Origin of the sequence: Pseudoalteromonas sp. S408, assembly GCF_005886645.1 — a bacterium.
In the GTDB taxonomy this organism is placed as follows: Bacteria; Pseudomonadota; Gammaproteobacteria; order Enterobacterales; family Alteromonadaceae; genus Pseudoalteromonas.
The window spans coordinates 21,497-38,825 of sequence record NZ_PNDY01000005.1; the positions used below are offsets into that span (position 1 = coordinate 21,497).

The window sequence follows — 17,329 nt, forward strand, 5'->3', positions numbered from 1 at the left end:
GGAATAATAAAGCATGGTAGAGCAGCTCGTTTTAACAGGCATAATGCTTACCTTAGTCGGGTGCCTTTTTGGCACCCGCATTAATCCAGCATGGTTATTTGTAAGCGCCATTGGCACCAGCTACTTAGCGGGGCTAATTGACCTAGAAAGCATGCTCGTTAATTACGCAAATCCGTCACTTATTACATTAGTACTATTGGTATTAGTGTCGATTGCAATCGAAAAAACCACATTAATTCAAAAGCTATCCATGTCGTTATCTAAAGGTAGCTTAGTTAAGTCGGTAACAAAGCTGGGGCTTTCCAGCGCATTTTTATCGTCGTTTACTAATAACACGGCAGTTGTTGCCTCGCTTATTAGTGCAATAAAAGATAACCCCAATCATTCACCCTCAAAGCTATTATTACCGCTGTCGTACACGGCTATTTTAGGCGGCACCATTACCCTAATTGGTACTTCAACAAACCTAATAGTTAACGGTTTTGCGGTAGATGCCGGCATGCAGCCTTTGGGCTTTTTCGACTTTACCTTGGTAGGTTTGGGGGCGCTTAGTGTTGGCCTTATTACTATTTTGGTCATGCTTAAATACTTACCCGACAACGGCAAAAGCGATCAAGAAGTCGTTCCTTTTTACCTTGAAGGTAAAATACAAACAGGCTCTAAATTAATAGGCCGCACAGTAGAAGAAAACGGCCTACGCGATTTAAAAGACTTGTTCCTCGCTGAAATAATTCGGAATAACGAACGTATATGCGCAGTAACGCCTCAGCAAATTATCCAACAAAACGACGTACTATTGTTTGTGGGGGATATAAAGTCGGTGCCGCTATTAACCCGTTTTGATGGTTTAAAAGTAGTGCACGACAATCATGAAAAAGACATCGAACATTTAGTTGAAGTGGTCGTAAGCCAGTCGTCTAAATTTATAGGCAAAACAGTAAAAGAAATCCGTTTTCGCGAGCAGTTTCACGCCGCTGTTATTGCTATTCGCCGTGGGCACGACCGCCTTCAAGGCGGCCTTGGCCAAGTGCAATTACAAGCCGGCGATTCACTCATTTTGGCACCCGGTAAAAACTTTTACAGCCTGCCTAATTTAAAGCGCGAGTTTGTGTATATTTCAGGCCTTGATTTACAAACCCACCTTGCACCCAAACAATCTAACATTGTATTGCTCAGCTTTGTCGGTGTACTGGGTTTAAGTATTTTTGGGGTCGTGCCGTTAGTCAAAGGCTTATTGGTATTACTTATTGGCTTAATGCTCAGCGGCACCATAAAACTTAACGAAATAAAACGTCGCTTTCCGCTTGAGTTACTTGTTGTAGTAGGTAGCGCCATTGGCCTTGCAAAATTAATGATAGGCACAGGGCTTGCTGGGCAAATATCGAGTGCGCTATTTATGGTGCTTGGCGACTTTGGCCCTTACGGCGCATTTATAGCCATATTTTTAATGACCGTACTATTTACCGAACTGATTACCAATAATGCCGCCGCTGCGTTGTCGTTTCCGGTTGCGTATTCACTTGCCGTTGGCTTTAATGTAGACCCGCTCCCCTTTATTATGGCGGTTGCTTTTGGCGCATCGGCAAGTTTTATATCACCATTTGGGTATCAAACAAATTTAATGGTGTATAGCGCGGGTAATTATCGTTTAAAAGATTACATTGTTATGGGCTTGCCCCTTTCTATTATTTATTCAATCACGGTATTAACCCTGATCCCGCTAGTATTTCCGTTTTAATACTGGCGCAAACAGCATAAGAGACACATCACTATGGATGAAAATATAGTTTGGCATAACTACGCAACCACTAAAGCACAACGTAGCGAGCAAAAAAAACATAAGCCGGCTATTTTATGGTTTACCGGTTTTTCAGGCTCAGGTAAAAGCACCGTAGCCAACGCACTCGAAGCGGCGCTTAATCAGCAAGGTGTACACACTTACCTGCTCGATGGCGACAACGTACGCCACGGTTTATGCAAAGACCTAGGCTTTAGCGACGAAGACCGCATAGAAAACATTCGCCGCGTAGGCGAAACCGCAAAACTAATGACCGATGCAGGTTTATTAGTGCTTACTGCGTTTATATCGCCTTTTAGAGCTGAACGCGACATGGTGCGTAACTTAGTAGACGACGGTGAGTTTATTGAAGTATTTATAGATACCCCACTTGATGTATGTGAAAGCCGCGATCCAAAAGGGCTATACAAAAAAGCACGCGCAGGTGAAATAAAACACTTTACTGGGATCGACTCAAACTACGAAGTCCCCACCCAACCTGAAATAATTTTAGATACAAGTAAAAACACCCTAGACCAATCGGTTGCCCAACTGATAACGTATCTAAAACAAACGCATATAATAGGTTAACCCCAATGAACCAAACCGAACTGCTAGAAGAAACCCTCATCCTTGCCCGCACCGCAGGAAAAGCCATTATGGGGATTTACGAAAAGGACTTTAACGTTGAATACAAAGCCGATGAAAGCCCAGTAACCGACGCCGATTTAGCAGCTCATAAGATCATTGTAGCGGGGCTACTACAGCTTACGCCCGACATACCCATTCTTAGTGAAGAAAACGCCGACATAAACTGGGCTATTCGCCAAACGTGGAAAAGCTACTGGCTAGTAGACCCAATCGACGGCACTAAAGAGTTTATTAAAAAGAACGGCGAATTTACCGTAAACATAGCCCTAATCGAAAACGGAAAACCGGTACTCGCCGTTGTCGATGCCCCTGCACTTGGCGTATCGTACCTAGCTGCTGACGCCATTGGCGCTTTTAAAGACAAAGGCGATGAGCGTATAGAGCTAAAAGTAACCACTAAGCCTAATAAAGGGCTAATACGCGTTGTAGGTAGCCGCTCGCACCCATCTCCCGATTTAGCTGAATTTGTAAAACGCTTTGACGACGTTGAAATGGTATCAAAAGGCAGCTCACTAAAGTTATGCTTAGTGGCCGAAGGCAGTGCCGATATTTACCCGCGCCTAGGCCCAACGTGTGAATGGGATACAGGTGCAGGCCATGCAGTTGCTGAAATAGCCGGTGCTAAAGTGACTAAGCTTGATGGCAGCCCACTTATTTACAACACCAAAGATGAATACTTGAATCCGTATTTTGTGGTGAGTGCGATAGAAGAGTAAGCGCAGTTTTGAGTGGTTAGCTATCAGTTGTCAGCTAGGCAAGTGATAGCTTTTACTATGAAAGTTGCTCAGTGAGCATAAAGTAAAATGCTTAGTAACGCTTAAGTTATTTATTATGTAAAAGTTAACTCAATAAGCGCACTAAAGCACAGCAAAGTTATAAACAAACCAAGCGATAAAATAACCTTTTCCTTTCGGGTTTGCTCAGGTTTTTGGGAAAATACAAAAACAGTTCGGTAAAGCGTACTAGGCACTATTAAAACCAAGCCAATAAACGCAGGAAACACACCTAATATAAAACCAAATGCAAAACCTGAATTTTCCATTTGGCCAAATATAGCGCTAAACCCAAACCAAATAATAGCAACTGCAAAAAACGCAACGCCCACTGAAATCGATAAAAGTGCCATTTATTAAATTCCTTTTATTTCATCTCGAAAGAAAAATTAGTTTAACGATTCTGAAACAGCTATCTCTGCATCTATAATCGCTCGATGCGCCTTTAAACCAATATTACTAGAATAAAAGTCAGCAGCAATTTTTAACTCTTGTGCAGTTAATAATGAAGTAAGTTTGCTTTTAAAAATAATTTTAGCTGCGTTGACATTAATTGGGTCAGCCATAACTGTTGAAGGCATTGACTCAATGAAGGCCCGCTTTTGGCTTTCGGGTAAATCCCTTAGTATTTCTGAAAGTATCTTTTCAGGACTAATATTCACTTCTCCCCCAAATGAACTTAAGATCTCTTCCATTTTTAGTGCTGCATAGAGTCGTTCAAATTCAACGTTTGAATCTATCTTATGAGTTGAAGTGCAAGCACAGGCTAGAAAAATAAATAATAATAACAATACTTTGTTCATAATAACCTTATAATTTATAGCTTTGAGTGGAAGTAAAACACTGATCCTAACTCTTTTTTAATAGAATACACTTAATTTATATTCAGCAATAAAAGCACTATCACTCCAACAAACAGCACAAAATAAATCTTAACGTGCCAGTTTTTTGAATAGTTTTCTTTATACTCTCTGAGCATTTTATCAATATCGCTAGATGTGAATTCATAGCCACATCTATAACAGGTTGCCATGCCTTTTTTAATATGAGCTTTGCACTTAACACATTTATAAATATACGTAAGTCGGTCTATATTGAGATAAGGATATCCGTTATCTTTATTTTTCATCCTGCTGACACCTAATAATATAAAGAGCTACTGGGCAAATATGCTTTTTAAGGGATAAAGAAAGTAAAATAGGTGCACGCACCAATACCTATAATCAGTATAAAGAGCCGCTTTATTAAATTACCTTCAGTAGGAGAAATTTCCTCACCGGTATATGGTGCATAAATACTTCTATTTAATATAAATGCATAGATATATCTATAACAAAAGAAAAATACAAACACACAAAACAACAACTTTTCTACTGACTCAAAACCTATGAAAAAAGCAGCTCCTAACATAAACCATACTATGCCGAGCAATATAACAATGGCTTGCTTTTTATCCATACTGACTGCCTTTAAGTTCTTTATTTATAAACTTTAATAGGCGTTTTAGTTAACATATTTGGACGTGTTGAAGCCTGTGAAAATCTAAGTAAGGTTTTTAACCTTTATTAAATTGCGGTTTTAACGCTGGAATTTATAGTCGGTAACCCTAATTTTTTGGCTATTGCTGCAAATTGAGCTTTTGTGTATGGCCCATAAACAAACTCCTTGTGTTCAGCAAACTTGTTATCTTTGATTTTATCAATATAGTAAAAAGCACAAGTTTTATGCGGACAAGCATAAACCGAAATATATTGCTCGTTTGACTTAATATTTATTGGTTCATTGAGTCGCCCAATATATGCGCCCTGACCAAGGCTGTAACCTAACCTTTTGGTACCGTCAATGTAATACACTTTATAAGGTTGCTCCTCCCAAATTGGAGAACACCCACTAAGAAGTAATGATATTAAAACTAAACATGTTCTCACACACTTCCCTGCATTCTAGTAACTTGCTCAAATTACACCCTTATAGTTAACTTGAACGTGTTCTTATTTTGTGAACATCTATTAGTAACAAACTTTGTAAGTGATTGCCAATTATAAAATTATATTAATCGAGGTATTTTACTATGTGTAAAAGAGTGCGGCATGAAGCAATACAGTGTTTTTAGCTAAAGGATAAAGGCAAAAGAATGACCGTTTCCAATCAACAAGTGATGGCTATTATACGTTTTTAAGACTTGCCATTAATTGAACGCTTTTTAAGAGCTACGACCTTTATCGGTTTTGCTGGGCGATAAACGCAAGCGAGTGCTGGTTGAATAAGTCAGGGCGTTCTACATTACAAACATGGCCACATTGGTGAATAGTTTGCAGTACGCTATTTTTGTGGCGCTTTACCATTTCTTTAACCGGGCCAAGGAACATATGATCTTCTTTACCCATAATGTAAAGGATGGGGATATCAATGTCTTTTTCTTTGAAGTACTGCATTAAGGGGTTTACGTCCATGGCCAATTTAAACCATTTTATAAACTCTTTTTGGCACAAGCGCTTTGCTTCACGAACAAATAAAAGTCGAGATTCTTTATGGCGCTTTTTCGGCATCATAATAAAAGCAAATAAACGATACAGCCACATATACGGCAAGAAGTGTTTAAACGTATTACCTAAATAAACCAAAGTGTTGCTGCGGGTATTAAAGCGAGTCACCGCGCCACCTAGCACCATGCTTGAGACATATTGCGGCGCAATTTCAGCAATATTACGAATAAGAATGGTGCCCAGTGAAATACCAACAAAATGTGCGCTAGGGATATTGTTGTGATCTAACACATCGATAATGTCTTTAGAGACCTTATTAAACGAATAATTATTATCTACAAAGTTTTGCACTAAGTTGTTCGATTTACCGTGACCACGAAGATCGAGCAGCAATACATTATATTCTTTTTTATAGGCTTTAAGCTGACGGAACCAAATTGCCGAACTCCCCCCTGCTCCATGGACAAATACAACCCATGTTTTACTGGTTTCATGCGGAAAAATAGTATGAAAAAGAATATCTGTGCTCATTGCAGTTAGCGGCCTATTTACTTCATTTGGCATATTTAATTGTTAGAAGTATAACGGAGTTTAATAAAAATCGCTTATGAAGTTCAGAACAATCACTCCTACTTAACAACTTTTCGGGGCAGGTTTTGGTTTTTAAAGAAAAACAAATAATAACGCCCTACTCTTACTGACAGCGTATTTGAGGCGCTTGGCCATGAAAATTTAAGTATAGCTTTTTTAGTTTGTCGGGAACGAGTGACCAGCCCATTTCAATTCCAATAGGGGTCGCTTTCCAAAACAAGTGTTCAACATAATAGGTATCTATGTAATCAAACTCGGTAGGACTTGCAGTGTCTAGTTTTAGACTCATGTATGACAAATGCTTTAGGGCGTCGGCGTTTTTATGTTCGTTGAATGCAAACGTTGTTAAATTTGCGAACTCCTCCATACGAAAAGCGAACTCACATTCTTCGTGCTTATCCATTAGCGGTATGACGTCTGGAAACTTAGATTGTATATCCTCAATAAATTGTCTTATTTCTTGGTCTGCCATATATTCCCTATTAATACGTAGTCATTAAAATGCCGGTGTAAAATGTAAGCTAAATAAGGTTTAAGATACTTATATTAAAGCCAAAGAAAGCCTATCAATTTTAATTTACTTGCCTTTGTTCAAAGCATATATCGCCATTAATAGTGTCTTAGATTGAATAGAATTTTCTAGCTCTTCAGTTTCATCTAGACTAGAGACAGTAGAAATATAACCTTTAAAAATAACATTATCACCCACCTCAACTACCTCTTTACCTTGAGCTTTTACAAAACTCGTTACCCAAATATTGTTGATAGATGGAGTTTTTAAATCCAACAAGTACAAGTTATTGTTGTTTACTGTAATATGTTCTAATACTGTTCCCCCTAAAGCTGTTGCCTCTCCTTCATATTTTGCGTTTAACTCCCCATTATGAAATGGATTCTCATTAGCTTGATTTGCATACTTTCCAGCAAATGCTTGAATAGGCGTTAAAAACAATAAAATTAATAAATACTTTATCATCGGTTTATTCCTTAGTCGGGGTGTTTCTTGTTATGGGTTATAGATGTAAGTCATAGCGAGAGGCACAACCCTGTTATTTATTATTTTGTTAGCGACCCACAACACCTGTAATCCAATTGTAGTAACTAGATATTCTAGTTTGATAAGCAGTTGTACCATATAAACCGCCTTTAAATGCCGAAATATCTCCAGTTGCAAATTGCCAACTAGACAATCCCACTAGGGAGGGCTCACCGCTTTGATAAATGATAGAGGCGCCCCCGCTATCTCCAGAACCATGCATCCCTTCTAGAGGGAGCGCGTTGCGCGGTGAGTCAAATTTGAATGTCAGCCATTTGCCATTTGCGCTTTCTACAACATTTTGAAATTTATTTGGCTGATATAAATATTTAGTATCTAAATTTTCACCTGATAATCCATTTCCCATAGCACCTTTACCGAATACAGTTATGACTTTGCCTTTTTCGTCAGATTTTGAATAAATTGAAATTGGCTTAATGTCTAAAACAGGGCTGGATAGTTTTATTAAAGCAATATCACTGCTTGATTCCAAAACTTGCATAAGCGGCGCTAAGTCGCCACTAAGTATATTGTTGCTAGGTTTTACATATTCCGGATGGATATATACTTTTTCAATTTCATATTGTTTCGAACCGACGTTTAGCTTAGACCCTGCATAGTCGTGAAAGATAGTATGCGCTACTGTGACTACCCATTTTTCAGCAATAAGGACTCCATGGCCTTCCTGCGGCATATCGACAATATATTCTGGTATTTTTTCAACACGATAACTGTCTATTGGAACATCATGTCTCATGACCACTGCATAGGAACCGATGCAGTAAAAAGCTAATGCTATAAAAATGAAAAGTTTCATATCACTCCACAGTATAAATTGAGTAGATAACATTTTAACAAAAGAACACTTTCACCATTTTTGTATGAAAACATCCTTATTTTATGAACATCTATTAATAACAAAGCGTGTAAGTGTTTGCCAACTATAAATATTATATTTTAGCGAGTTATTTTACTGTGTAGAAAAAAGTAAAGGGTGTCATTAATGCGCTTTTAACACCTTGTGGTGGCTTTGTTTAATTTTACACCACTGTTTCGTATTCATGACACTTGGGGGCTATTTTAACGCAGTTAATTACCGCTCTAGGGCGCTAAAAACATGAAAAAGTGGGCTAAAAACTATATCCTTCGGCGCGGTTATTATTATAAATAATGGACGGCACACACATGACAACACCTTTAGATGCAACGCATTCAAATGCATCAACACACACGCATTCAAGTGCAAATTCAAGCGCTAAATCTAAATGGAACCTGCACGATACGCAGTGGACCTTAAGCCTTTTTGGTACCGCCGTTGGTGCGGGTATTTTATTTTTACCTATTAACATTGGAATTGGCGGTTTTTGGCCGCTAATTATTATGGCGTGTTTAGCGTTTCCGATGACCTTTTTAGCCCACCGTGGTTTAGCAAGCTTTGTATTATCGTCTAAAAATAAGCATGCCGATTTTACCGATGTAGTTGAAGAACACTTTGGCGTTAATGCAGGGCGATTAATTTCGTTGTTGTACTTTTTATCTATATTCCCCATTTTGCTTATTTACGGTGTGGGCTTAACCAACACGGTAGACAGCTTTATGGTAAACCAGCTGGGTATGGAATCGCCGCCGCGCGTGGTACTTTCGGGTATTTTGGTAGCCGGTATGATAAGCCTTATGATGGGTGGCGAGCGCTTAATGCTGCGCGCGTTTTCTATTTTGGTGTACCCGCTTGTGGGTATTTTGTTTTTTTTATCGTTGTATTTAATTCCTAGCTGGCAAATGCCAGACATAAGCCTACCTGAAGTGGGCAGCTTTGGTAAAACGCTGTGGTTATCTATTCCTATTATTGTGTTTTCGTTTAGCCATGCAGCGGCTATTTCAAGCTTTGTGCATGTACAACGCGAACACTATGACGACCTTGCTACACGCAAATCAGAAGCCATTTTAAAACGCACAAGCTTACTGTTAATTGTGTTTGTATTGCTGTTTGTATTTTCGTGCGTACTGTCGTTAACAGGTGAGCAAATGGCACAAGCAAAAGCTGATAATGTATCGGTTTTATCCTACCTTGCTAACATTACTCATAACTCGTTTATTGCAACGCTTGGGCCTTTAGTTGCTTTTATTGCCATTACGTCGTCGTTTTTAGGTCACTTTTTAGGAGCCCGCGAAAGCTTTACAGGCTTGGTAACTAAACAAACACAGCTTGGTGCTAAAACGGTAGATAAAATTGGCGTGGTTATTATGTTTTTTGCCATTTGGTTTTGTGCAGTTAAAAACCCAAGCATACTCGATATGATGGATCAGCTGTCGGGCCCTATTATTGCCATGATATTATTTATCATGCCTATGATTGCAGTTTATAAAGTACCGGCTCTGCATAAATATCGTAACCGTTTAAGCACATTGTTTGTATTAGCGGTAGGTGCGCTTGCGGTATTTGCACTTATTTACAGCATGATTAAATAGCACACCTATTCGAGCAAAGCCCAGCTAGTTAGCTGGGCTTTTTTATGTGCTGTTTATCTCAAAATGTTTTTTTATGGCTGCCATTAAGGCATGTTATAAATTAACTAGCCTAAAAATAAAACAATTATGCACCTTACAAAACAACTCCTACTTTGCGTAAGCTTACTTACTACGCTTTTTTTAAGCCCCTTAGCTAAAGCCGATGGCGTGCCTGCTATTTTATCAATGAAAGAACGCGCAGCGTTTATAGATAATATAACCGAGCTTAGGGTAAACACATTAATGCCCAGCCTAATGAAGCAACACAACATCGATATGTGGCTGCTTATTAGCCGCGAATACAACGAAGATCCCATACTAAAAACAATGCTGCCAGCAACCTGGTTATCGGCAAGGCGTACCACCATTTTACTCTTTGCCTTAAATGAACAAGGCAATGTGGATGCTTACGCTATTGCGCCCTATAAAATAGGTAACGTATTTACAAAAGGGTGGGATAAAAAGGCGCAGCCAAACCAGTGGCAAGCATTGAACGACATTATTGAACGCTACAAACCAAGTAATATTGCACTTAATACGTCTACCGATTGGGGGCATGCCGACGGTTTAGTGCTGGGCGATTACAATACCTTAATGGCCAACTTACCCAGTGCTTATAAAAATAAAATAATCTCGGCCGAGCCTTTGGCAGTTGCCTGGTTAGAGCAGCGTATTCCTCAAGAAATAGACATGTATAAACACATTGTTGCTATTGCGCACGCTATTATTGCTGAGGGTTTTTCAAGCAAAGTAATTACGGTAGGAAAAACAACCAGCGACGATTTAGTGTGGTGGTTTAGAGAGCGCGTAAAAGAACTAAAACTACAAACATGGTTTCACCCAAGTATTGCAATACAACGCGCCGACAGCCAATCGTTCGACCACGAAGACAGCTTTACGAATGGCTACGCCGATAACGTTATTCAAGCGGGTGACTTACTGCATGTCGATTTTGGTATTACGTACTTACGCTTAAATACCGACACCCAACAACATGCCTATGTTTTAAAACCTGGCGAAACAGACGCGCCCGCTTACCTTGTTGATGCGCTTAAAAAAGGCAATAAACTCCAAGACATTTTTACCTCTGAATTTAGCGAAGGTAAAACGGGTAATCAGGTATTAAAAGCCGCTCGCGAAAAAGCCATTGCTCAAGGTTTAAAACCCACTATTTATACGCACCCGCTTGGCTATCATGGTCATGCCGCGGGCACTACACTTGGCATGTGGGATTCACAACAAGGTGTGCCCGGCGATGGCGACTACCCTTTGCATTTAAATACCGCTTATTCTATTGAGCTTAACAATGCGGTGTTTATAAAACCATGGAATAAAGAAATACGCATAATGCTAGAAGAAGACGCTATTTTTGATAAAACCGGCGTGTGGTACTTAAACGGCCGACAAACCGAGTTGTTACTTGTTAAATAACCTGAACTCTGATGTAAGTAATTTATAGGTATATTTATTAACGCATATAAAAATGGCGCTCAATGAGCGCCGTTTTTATTTAACTAACGTAACTGTTATTCAGTTTCTGGTAGGTTACGACCATAGAATATTTCTTGCATTTCACGGTTTAGCTTAGAGCGAATTTCTTCTTCTTCATCATCCGATAAATCAGTTGTCGAAAGACCAAACAAGTAAGTGTTTAGATCGGTTTCTTTTAACATCATTTTGGTGTGAAACAGATTTTCTTGATACACGTTTACGTCCATCATTTGGTACGCTTCTTTGGTATCGTCTGTCATGAAGTTTTGGATAGAGTTAATTGCGTGGTCAATGTAGTGCTTAACGCCGTTTACGTCGCGAGTAAAACCACGAACACGGTAGTCAATTGTTACCACGTCAGACTCTAAACTATGAATTAAAAAGTTTAGCGCTTTAAGTGGCGAAATAATGCCACACGTAGATACTTCAATATCAGCACGGAATGTACAAATACCATCATCAGGGTGAGCTTCTGGGTATGTGTGTACACAAATGTGGCTTTTATCTAGGTGCGCAACCACTGAATCAGGGAGTGGCCCTGGCGCTTCGTCAGCATCGTAATTTTGCTGCTCTTCTACTGGCTCTTCCGAAACCAAAATAGTCACACTGGCGCCTTGCGGTTCATAATCTTGGCGTGCAACATTTAAAATATTGGCACCAATAATATCAACAACTTCACCTAAAATGTCGGTTAGTCTATCTGCACTGTACTGCTCATCGATATATTCAATATATTCTTTACGTTGTTGCTCGGTTTTTGCGTAGCAAATATCGTAAATACTAAAGCTTAAACTTTTGGTTAAATTGTTAAAGCCATGAAGTTTAAGTTTATCGAAGGGTTTGTTCATAATAAACCAACCTATAAATTAGTGAAATCTGCACCTGCAGAATGAAAAGTTCGCGGATTTTATACGAATTTTCCTCGTGGAAAAAGCGTTATTTTACCTGTTCTTGCACAACTTCATGGCTATGAGTAATTTCTACTGTTTTATCAAGCATTAATGCAACAGAACAATACTTTTCAGCAGACAAAGAAACAGCGCGTGCAAGATGCTTTTCAGACACATTTTTGCCTGTAACAACAAAATGTAAATTGATTTTAGTAAATACGCGAGGAGCCGTTTCAGCGCGTTCAGCACTCAATTGTACTTGAACGTCTGAAAAATCTTGTTTAGCTTTTTTTAAAATACCCACAACGTCAACCGATGAACAACAGCCAACCGACATCAACACCATTTCCATTGGGCTAGGTGCCGCACTATCGCTACCGGTATCAAATACTACGTTGTGATTAGAATTAGAACGACCTACGAACGTGTCGCCTTCGACCCACTTTACATTTGCTTGCATGTTTCTATCTCAAAAATATTTTTGTTGATTGTAAGCAAGTTGGCCGCAGTTGCAAACGAAAATGCGATACGCGGCACTATAAATTGAGGCTTAATACTGCTGCGAAACAGCGCTGTCGAAGAGATTTTTAATTAAGCTGGCAAATTCGTCAATAAACTCATGTTGCTCAACCGTAACAGGCTGTGACGTAATGCTGCTAAGCACTTCTTGTAAATCGTAAACAATGCCATCAACCTCGCGTACAATTAAGCTGCGCTGTTCTGTGTTGAGGTTTGTGTGCTGTTCACAAATTAGCATAACGTTTTCGGCAATAACATCCTCTATGAGTTCCATTACCGTTGGAGCGCCTGGTTTTATTACACCTGGCTTCTCAAACAATGCTAAATTTTGAGTTAGATACATGATTAAATCATCGTACCCTTGCCTATCTAAAACCATGATATTCACCACCTAATAATATTACTTACGCTGATTTAAGCAGAAAGCGCTGTTGATTGCTAGCTTTGTGATTTAAGCATATAAAAAAAGCAGCCGAAGCTGCTTTTATACCAATTAAGGAGTGCTTAATCTATTTTTAAGCCTGGGCTTAATGTTGCTGGCATGGCTACTTTTTCAAGCTCTACTGAAGCTACAGGGTATGCACAGTAGTCGGCTGCGTAGTACGCGCTTGCTCTGTGATTGCCTGATGCGCCAATACCACCAAATGGTGCAGCGCTAGACGCACCCGTAATTGGGCGATTCCAGTTAACAATACCAGCACGAATACGACGTAAAAAGTGGTCGTAATCAGCTTGGCTGTCACTGAGTAAGCCTGCTGATAAACCAAAACTTGTGTCGTTTGCTTTATCAATTGCGCTGTCAAAGTCGTCAAAGCGGAATACTTTTAAAAGTGGGCCAAAATGCTCTTCGTCTGGGAAGTCGCCAATTGCTGAACACTCAATAATACCTGGCGTTACAAAACCGGTATTTGCTGTGTGCTCAAGCCCTACAAGTACCTTACCGCCAAGTTCTACCAGCTCGCTTTGTGCTTTAACCATGCCTGCTGCTGCCGCTGATGAGATCATAGAGCCCATAAATGGCTGTTCTGCATCGTCGTAGTTACCTACTTTAATGGCTTTAGTTGCAGTAATTAGGCGCTCTAATATTGCATCGCCTTTGCTACCTTTAGGTAAAAACAATTTACGTGCACAGGTACAACGCTGGCCGCTTGAAATAAACGCTGATTGAACAATGTCGTGTACAACTGCTTTAGTGTCTTCAACGTCAGTAATAATAAGCGGGTTATTGCCACCCATTTCAAGCGCTAAAATTTTACCCGGCTGACCTGCAAACTGTTCATGTAAAATATGACCTGTGCGCGAAGAACCGGTAAAGAATAAACCATCAATACCTTTATGAGCAGCCAGTGCTTTACCTGTTTCAACTTCACCTTGTACAAGGTTAATGACGCCAGCTGGTAAACCCGCTTTTTCCCATAGTTTAAGGGTAAGCTCAGCCACTTTTGGTGTTAGCTCAGACGGCTTAAATACCACGGTGTTACCCGCTAGTAACGCTGGCACAATATGGCCGTTTGGTAAGTGACCCGGAAAATTATATGGGCCAAATACCGCTACAACACCGTGCGGCTTATGACGGATCATGGCGCGCCCTAGTGGCATTGCGTTTTCAACGTCACCTGTGCGCTCTAAAAATGCTTTTTCAGAAATGGCAATTTTACCAACCATCGCACCCGCTTCAGTGCGCGTTTCCCACAATGGCTTACCTGTTTCTTGTGCAATAGTGATTGCAAGCTCTTCACTGTTTTCTTTTAATTGTGCTGCGAACGCTTTTACTATTTCTAGGCGCTCAGTAAAGCTTTTGTCTGCCCATGCGTAAAACGCTTCACGCGCAGCGCTAACCGCGGCATCAACTTGCTCAGCCGTCGCTGACGATGCTTGCCAAATAACGTCGTTATTTGCTGGGTTTACTGAGTTAAATTCTGTGCCTTGGCCTTGTGACCATTGACCATTAATAAATTGTGCAGGATGAGTCATATACTTTCTCCTAAATTAAACTGGGGTTGCGCTAACAGTATCGCCTGTTTGTAGCTGCAGGGCGTCGGCGACTTGCTGCGATAACACAACGGTTTTAGCGCGTTCGTCGAAACTCATTGGTGTAACGGTCGCTCTAAAGTTTTCAAGCTTGTCGTTTGCTAACAACACCATGGTGTCGCCCGTTTGCTCACCAATTTCAACAATAAAATCGTGTGAGTTACGTACTGTAGCAATATTATCTACTTTTGCTTCAACTGTTGGGCCTGCGTCAAAAATATCAACGTAGCCGTTAAACGTGAAGCCTTCGCTTTTTAATAATTCAATCGCTGGGCGTGTATTGTTGTGAACTTGACCGATTACCGCTTGCGCATCTTTACTGAGTAAATTGACGTAAATTGGGTATTTAGGCATAAGTTCAGCAATAAACACTTTTTGGCCTATGCCGGTTAAGTAGTCAGCTGTTGGAAAGTCCATTGAGAAAAAATGTTCTTCTAACCATTTCCAAAACGGGCTATTACCGTTTTCGTCAGACACACCGCGCATTTCTGCAATAACAGTTTCTGCAAAGCGTGCTTGGTGTTGTTTAATAAACATAAAGCGTGCTTTAGACAGTAGTTTGCCGTTACAGTTTTTGCGATAGCCGTCTTTTAAAAATAGCGTACATAGTTCTGTTGCACCGGTGTAGTCGTTACATAGCGTTAAAATATCGACTGCTTTGTAAACATCTAGTGTGCGCGAAGAGTGAATAACTTTACTTAAATGGTAATGATAGAACGCATCATCTAGGCCTACAGCAGCTTCTATTGCCGAAGTACCTACTACTTCACCTGTTTCGCTATCTTCAAGAACAAACAAGTAGCCTTCGTCACCGGGTTGTGACGTTTGTTTAGCAAATGAGCTTACTGAATGGTCAATCTTCTTTTGTAATAGCTCTTCGTTTAAAGGCAAAGATGTAAAACCATGGCCCGATTCGTGGGCAATTGTCAGTAATGCTGAATAATCATTTTGCTGGATTGGGCGAAGGATCATCATGAGTCCGCTTGCTCCCTTATCAATAACGGTAAATAGGATTCATAGGGCAAACAATGTTTGCCCTCGATAGATTGGCTAAAACAGCTTATGCGTTTACTACGCTTGCTACTGCTTTTTCAAAACGTGCCATACCTTCACGAATATCCGCTTCAGGGATAACAAGAGAGGGTGTAAAACGAACAACATCAGCACCTGCTACTAACGACATGAGGCCTTGTTCAGTACCGGCTACTAAAAACTCTTTAGCACGGCCTTTGTATTGCTCATTTACTACGGCGCCAATTAATAAACCTTTACCGCGAATTTCGCTAAATACGTTGTATTTTTCGTTTACCGCTGCAAGTAGCTCGTTAAATAGGGCTGCTTTTTCTTTTACACCAGCAAGTACTTCGGGTGTGTTAACAGTATCAAATGCGGCTTCTGCAACAGCACATGCAAGCGGGTTTCCGCCGTAAGTAGAACCATGAGTGCCTACTTTAAGGTGCTGTGCAATATCTGTTGTCGTCAACATTGCGCCAATTGGAAAACCGCCACCTAATGCTTTAGCTGAAGTTAAAATATCAGGTACTACGTTTAAACCTTGGTATGCGTATAAGTCGCCCGTACGGCCAACACCGGTTTGCACTTCATCAAAAATAAGCAGGGCGTTGTGTTTAGTACACAAATCGCGAACTTGTTGAGCAAACTCGTCAGTTGGCGAAACAATACCGCCTTCACCTTGCAGTGGTTCCATCATTACTGCACACGTTTTGTCGCTAATTAGCGCTTCAAATGCTGCTAGGTCATTGTAATCACAATGTACAATATCGCCCGGCTTAGGACCAAAACCATCTGAGTATGCTGCTTGGCCGCCAACCGTTACAGTAAAGAATGTACGGCCGTGGAAACCTTTATTAAATGCGATAATTTGTGATTTTTCTGGGCCAAATTTATCAAGTGCAAAACGACGCGCTAATTTCAGTGCGGCTTCGTTTGCTTCTGCACCCGAGTTGGCAAAGTAAACTTTTTCACCAAAGGTTGCATCAACCATTTTTTTAGCTAGGCGAAGCGCCGGCTCATTGGTCATTACATTTGATAGGTGCCAAATTTTTTCGCCCTGTTCTTTTAATGCGCCTACTAATGCAGGGTGACAGTGGCCAAGACAGTTAACAGCAATACCACCAGCAAAGTCGATAAACTCTTTACCTTGTTGATCCCATACGCGAGAGCCTTCGCCTCGAACAGGAATTACGCTTGAAGGTGCGTAGTTAGGAACCATTACGTGATCAAATAATTCGCGATTGACTGTCATTTTATTTCCTCTTAATTGTGATCGACACAAAGCATAAAATAGGTGTTTGGCTAATAATATTAACCAAGCTTTTTAGTACGTTCAGGTGTCTATTTGGTACAAAAAATTGCTTTGTGGTTCAATTTTCAGACGCCCATTATTTCAGAATTAGTGGTAGCTGTCTCGTTAAAAACTTTCATGTAACCCTTGAAAATAAAGGGCTTAAGATATTATTTCATAGATAGTGAATAACTATTTGCATACCCAATTACACAAAATTTTTCACAATTAACCGCATGAGCACTAAGACGTATAGGCTTTTAAGGCTAAA

At 40.2% G+C, this 17,329-nt stretch carries 20 protein-coding genes; 5 read left to right on the plus strand and 15 right to left on the minus strand.

Annotated features, from left to right (window positions below; genetic code table 11):
• Positions 1-13: 13 nt before the first annotated feature.
• The 3 genes from CWB62_RS05725 to cysQ are packed head-to-tail and all read left to right on the plus strand — an operon-like array spanning position 14 to position 3,144.
• Positions 14-1,738, plus strand: coding sequence for an SLC13 family permease (locus CWB62_RS05725; protein ID WP_138527319.1), 1,725 nt, complete (start codon positions 14-16; stop codon positions 1,736-1,738).
• Positions 1,739-1,771: 33 nt separating this feature from the next.
• Positions 1,772-2,368 carry an adenylyl-sulfate kinase gene (gene cysC, locus CWB62_RS05730; protein WP_058551272.1) on the plus strand — a complete coding sequence of 199 codons (597 nt, stop codon included), beginning with the start codon at positions 1,772-1,774 and terminating at the stop codon, positions 2,366-2,368.
• Positions 2,369-2,373: 5 nt separating this feature from the next.
• Positions 2,374-3,144, plus strand: a complete 771-nt coding sequence (gene cysQ / locus CWB62_RS05735; RefSeq protein WP_058405985.1) for a 3'(2'),5'-bisphosphate nucleotidase CysQ — start codon at positions 2,374-2,376, stop codon at positions 3,142-3,144.
• 113 nt (positions 3,145-3,257) lie between these two features.
• On the opposite strand, the gene CWB62_RS05740 is transcribed toward cysQ, so the two are convergent.
• The 9 genes from CWB62_RS05740 to CWB62_RS05780 all read right to left on the minus strand — a co-directional run bounded on the left by CWB62_RS05740 (position 3,258) and on the right by CWB62_RS05780 (position 8,131).
• Positions 3,258-3,554 (minus strand): hypothetical protein, encoded by a 297-nt coding sequence (locus tag CWB62_RS05740; protein ID WP_138527320.1) that lies wholly within the window; start codon positions 3,552-3,554, stop codon positions 3,258-3,260.
• A 36-nt stretch (positions 3,555-3,590) separates the two neighbouring features.
• Positions 3,591-4,004, minus strand: a complete 414-nt coding sequence (locus CWB62_RS05745; RefSeq protein ID WP_138527321.1) for a hypothetical protein — start codon at positions 4,002-4,004, stop codon at positions 3,591-3,593.
• Positions 4,005-4,075: 71 nt separating this feature from the next.
• Positions 4,076-4,330, minus strand: coding sequence for a hypothetical protein (locus CWB62_RS05750; protein ID WP_138527322.1), 255 nt, complete (start codon positions 4,328-4,330; stop codon positions 4,076-4,078).
• 47 nt (positions 4,331-4,377) lie between these two features.
• Positions 4,378-4,659 (minus strand): hypothetical protein, encoded by a 282-nt coding sequence (locus CWB62_RS05755; protein ID WP_138527323.1) that lies wholly within the window; start codon positions 4,657-4,659, stop codon positions 4,378-4,380.
• Between the two features lie 107 nt (positions 4,660-4,766).
• Positions 4,767-5,129 (minus strand): hypothetical protein, encoded by a 363-nt coding sequence (locus CWB62_RS05760; protein WP_249315584.1) that lies wholly within the window; start codon positions 5,127-5,129, stop codon positions 4,767-4,769.
• 291 nt (positions 5,130-5,420) lie between these two features.
• Entirely contained in the window at positions 5,421-6,218 is a 798-nt protein-coding gene (locus tag CWB62_RS05765; protein ID WP_058405979.1) for an alpha/beta fold hydrolase, read from the minus strand.
• Positions 6,219-6,381: 163 nt separating this feature from the next.
• Positions 6,382-6,750, minus strand: a complete 369-nt coding sequence (locus tag CWB62_RS05770; protein ID WP_058405978.1) for a DUF7674 family protein — start codon at positions 6,748-6,750, stop codon at positions 6,382-6,384.
• A gap of 105 nt (positions 6,751-6,855) precedes the next feature.
• Complete coding sequence (locus CWB62_RS05775; protein WP_058405977.1) at positions 6,856-7,254, minus strand: hypothetical protein; 399 nt, start codon at positions 7,252-7,254, stop codon at positions 6,856-6,858.
• Between the two features lie 88 nt (positions 7,255-7,342).
• A complete protein-coding gene (locus CWB62_RS05780) occupies positions 7,343-8,131 on the minus strand; it encodes a trypsin-like serine protease (RefSeq protein ID WP_138527324.1) in 789 nt (262 codons plus the stop codon).
• A gap of 368 nt (positions 8,132-8,499) precedes the next feature.
• Between CWB62_RS05780 and CWB62_RS05785 the strand changes: the two genes are divergently transcribed.
• Positions 8,500-9,783 (plus strand): aromatic amino acid transport family protein, encoded by a 1,284-nt coding sequence (locus CWB62_RS05785; RefSeq protein WP_138527325.1) that lies wholly within the window; start codon positions 8,500-8,502, stop codon positions 9,781-9,783.
• Between the two features lie 126 nt (positions 9,784-9,909).
• On the plus strand, positions 9,910-11,253 hold the full coding sequence (locus CWB62_RS05790) for a M24 family metallopeptidase (RefSeq protein ID WP_138527326.1): 1,344 nt from the start codon (positions 9,910-9,912) through the stop codon (positions 11,251-11,253).
• Positions 11,254-11,348: 95 nt separating this feature from the next.
• Here CWB62_RS05790 and speD read toward each other — a convergent pair whose 3' ends face one another.
• From speD to CWB62_RS05820, 6 genes are all read right to left on the minus strand, one after another.
• Positions 11,349-12,161 (minus strand): adenosylmethionine decarboxylase, encoded by an 813-nt coding sequence (speD, locus tag CWB62_RS05795; protein ID WP_006791283.1) that lies wholly within the window; start codon positions 12,159-12,161, stop codon positions 11,349-11,351.
• Between the two features lie 88 nt (positions 12,162-12,249).
• On the minus strand, positions 12,250-12,663 hold the full coding sequence (locus CWB62_RS05800) for an OsmC family protein (protein WP_058405974.1): 414 nt from the start codon (positions 12,661-12,663) through the stop codon (positions 12,250-12,252).
• 90 nt (positions 12,664-12,753) lie between these two features.
• Positions 12,754-13,101 (minus strand): DUF3802 family protein, encoded by a 348-nt coding sequence (locus CWB62_RS05805; RefSeq protein ID WP_006791285.1) that lies wholly within the window; start codon positions 13,099-13,101, stop codon positions 12,754-12,756.
• Positions 13,102-13,226: 125 nt separating this feature from the next.
• Positions 13,227-14,696: a succinylglutamate-semialdehyde dehydrogenase gene (gene astD / locus CWB62_RS05810; RefSeq protein ID WP_138527327.1), complete on the minus strand. Its 1,470-nt coding sequence runs from the start codon at positions 14,694-14,696 to the stop codon at positions 13,227-13,229.
• Positions 14,697-14,711: 15 nt separating this feature from the next.
• Positions 14,712-15,728, minus strand: coding sequence for an arginine N-succinyltransferase (astA, locus tag CWB62_RS05815; protein ID WP_058405972.1), 1,017 nt, complete (start codon positions 15,726-15,728; stop codon positions 14,712-14,714).
• An 85-nt stretch (positions 15,729-15,813) separates the two neighbouring features.
• Positions 15,814-17,019: an aspartate aminotransferase family protein gene (locus CWB62_RS05820; protein WP_138527328.1), complete on the minus strand. Its 1,206-nt coding sequence runs from the start codon at positions 17,017-17,019 to the stop codon at positions 15,814-15,816.
• Between the last annotated feature and the right edge of the window lie 310 nt (positions 17,020-17,329).

Coding starts and splice junctions, on each gene's coding strand:
- CWB62_RS05725 (WP_138527319.1), top strand. CDS start 14: ATGGTAGAGCAGCTCGTTTTAACAGGCATAATGCTTACCTTAGTCGGG.
- cysC (WP_058551272.1), top strand. CDS start 1,772: ATGGATGAAAATATAGTTTGGCATAACTACGCAACCACTAAAGCACAA.
- cysQ (WP_058405985.1), top strand. CDS start 2,374: ATGAACCAAACCGAACTGCTAGAAGAAACCCTCATCCTTGCCCGCACC.
- CWB62_RS05740 (WP_138527320.1), bottom strand. CDS start 3,554: ATGGCACTTTTATCGATTTCAGTGGGCGTTGCGTTTTTTGCAGTTGCT.
- CWB62_RS05745 (WP_138527321.1), bottom strand. CDS start 4,004: ATGAACAAAGTATTGTTATTATTATTTATTTTTCTAGCCTGTGCTTGC.
- CWB62_RS05750 (WP_138527322.1), bottom strand. CDS start 4,330: ATGAAAAATAAAGATAACGGATATCCTTATCTCAATATAGACCGACTT.
- CWB62_RS05755 (WP_138527323.1), bottom strand. CDS start 4,659: ATGGATAAAAAGCAAGCCATTGTTATATTGCTCGGCATAGTATGGTTT.
- CWB62_RS05765 (WP_058405979.1), bottom strand. CDS start 6,218: ATGAGCACAGATATTCTTTTTCATACTATTTTTCCGCATGAAACCAGT.
- CWB62_RS05770 (WP_058405978.1), bottom strand. CDS start 6,750: ATGGCAGACCAAGAAATAAGACAATTTATTGAGGATATACAATCTAAG.
- CWB62_RS05775 (WP_058405977.1), bottom strand. CDS start 7,254: ATGATAAAGTATTTATTAATTTTATTGTTTTTAACGCCTATTCAAGCA.
- CWB62_RS05780 (WP_138527324.1), bottom strand. CDS start 8,131: ATGAAACTTTTCATTTTTATAGCATTAGCTTTTTACTGCATCGGTTCC.
- CWB62_RS05785 (WP_138527325.1), top strand. CDS start 8,500: ATGACAACACCTTTAGATGCAACGCATTCAAATGCATCAACACACACG.
- CWB62_RS05790 (WP_138527326.1), top strand. CDS start 9,910: ATGCACCTTACAAAACAACTCCTACTTTGCGTAAGCTTACTTACTACG.
- speD (WP_006791283.1), bottom strand. CDS start 12,161: ATGAACAAACCCTTCGATAAACTTAAACTTCATGGCTTTAACAATTTA.
- CWB62_RS05800 (WP_058405974.1), bottom strand. CDS start 12,663: ATGCAAGCAAATGTAAAGTGGGTCGAAGGCGACACGTTCGTAGGTCGT.
- CWB62_RS05805 (WP_006791285.1), bottom strand. CDS start 13,101: ATGGTTTTAGATAGGCAAGGGTACGATGATTTAATCATGTATCTAACT.
- astD (WP_138527327.1), bottom strand. CDS start 14,696: ATGACTCATCCTGCACAATTTATTAATGGTCAATGGTCACAAGGCCAA.
- astA (WP_058405972.1), bottom strand. CDS start 15,728: ATGATGATCCTTCGCCCAATCCAGCAAAATGATTATTCAGCATTACTG.
- CWB62_RS05820 (WP_138527328.1), bottom strand. CDS start 17,019: ATGACAGTCAATCGCGAATTATTTGATCACGTAATGGTTCCTAACTAC.